This window comes from Streptomonospora mangrovi (assembly GCF_027604915.1).
Lineage (GTDB): Bacteria > Actinomycetota > Actinomycetes > Streptosporangiales > Streptosporangiaceae > Streptomonospora > Streptomonospora mangrovi.
In genome coordinates this window covers 1-1,403 of sequence record NZ_JAJAQC010000115.1, presented here as the reverse complement: position 1 = coordinate 1,403, position 1,403 = coordinate 1, and the positions used below count along the sequence as shown (strand labels likewise).

Here is a 1,403-nt window from a genome sequence, read left to right as displayed (position 1 = left end):
TCCGCTCGGCGCCGGGGGCGCCGGGGGCGCCGGGGGCGCCGCCGCGCGGGCGGGCGCGCCGGTCGGGGGGTCGGGCACCACGCGCAGCACCGGGCGGCCGCGGCGCCGCGCCGGCGCGGGCACGGGCACGGGCGACGGCTCCTCGCCGTCGGCCGCCTCGTCTCCCTCGTCGCCGCCGGCCTCGGCCGGGGCGCCGCCGGTCCCCGCGCCCGCGTGCCGGTAGTAGCGCCAGTTGGCCACCCACGCGGCGATGGCCGCGGCCAGGCCCACCTCCAGCGCGGTGATCAGCCCCACCTGCCAGGCGGAGGGCCCGACCTCGGAGAGCCGCTCGGCGCCGAGCGAGCCCCCGGCCAGCAGCGACAGCGCCGCGCACACCAGCCCCGTGGTCACCCCGCAGACGAACCCCCACAGCGGCGCCGCCTCGCTGACCACCGCCGGCGCGCTGCGCTGGGTCAGCACCCCGCCCACCGCGCCGGCCAGGAACGGCACCCCCAGCGCCGCCAGCGACACCACCGGCGCCGGGCCGTTGTCGGGCAGCGCCGCGAGCATGGGCAGCATCGGCACCGCTCCCACCGACACCCCGGTGGGAGCCACGACCGTGCCGGTGCCCAGGGCGAACCCCGGCCCCACCGCGTAGGCCAGGCCGAACACCACGGCGTTGGGCAGGTACAGCAACTGGACGAGCAGCAGCAGCGCGCCGCCCACCAGGCCGGGGGCGAGGTTGCCGGTGAGCGCCGCCGCCCGGTCCATGCCGGCCGCCAGGCCCGCGCCGAACAGCAGCGCGCCGGTGGCCAGCAGGGTGCCGGTGGCGCTGAGGGTGCCCACCAGCAGCGAGCGGGGGCGGTCGGGCATCAGGTCCAGCAGCCGCCGCTTGGGGATCTGCTTGTCCTTGAGCAGTTGGAACAGCACGCCCGCGCCGCCGGCCACGAACGCCACCCCGAACCCGGCGATCAGCGCCTGGAGGACGCTGGGGCGCACCACCTCGGTCTGGCCGATGAGGGCCAGGGTGCCGCTGATGGCGGCGTAGGGGCCGGCGATGGCCAGCGCGGCGCGGAACAGGTGGCGCAGCCGGGGCAGCTCGCAACTGCGCGCCAGCCAGCGGCCGGCGCGGTAGAGCAGCAGGCCGGGCAGCACCACCAGGCCCAGCGGCAGCAGGGTGACCCCGCCGCCGGGGATACCGAACCCGACGTGGTGGCCCACCAGCCACGCCTGCACGGCGGCGCGCAGGACGTCGCCGATGTCCTCGCCGAAGGGGCCGTGGGGCGCGGCCACCCACCCGGCGACGGTGAGGGTCATCAGCACGGCCAGCCCGATGCCGGCCGACCAGGCGGCGGCCAGGCCGCCGGAGGCGTAGAGGGGGCGCGGCTGGTCGGCGTCGGCCGCCGGGCGCCGCGCGCCGCGGG

The 1,403-nt window shown here is 79.5% G+C and carries 1 protein-coding gene; it reads right to left on the bottom strand.

Annotated features, from left to right (window positions below; all coding sequences use genetic code 11):
- On the bottom strand, positions 1-1,338 hold a 1,338-nt coding region (locus LG943_RS27605; protein WP_270075315.1), incomplete at its 3' end, for a cell division protein PerM.
- Between the last annotated feature and the right edge of the window lie 65 nt (positions 1,339-1,403).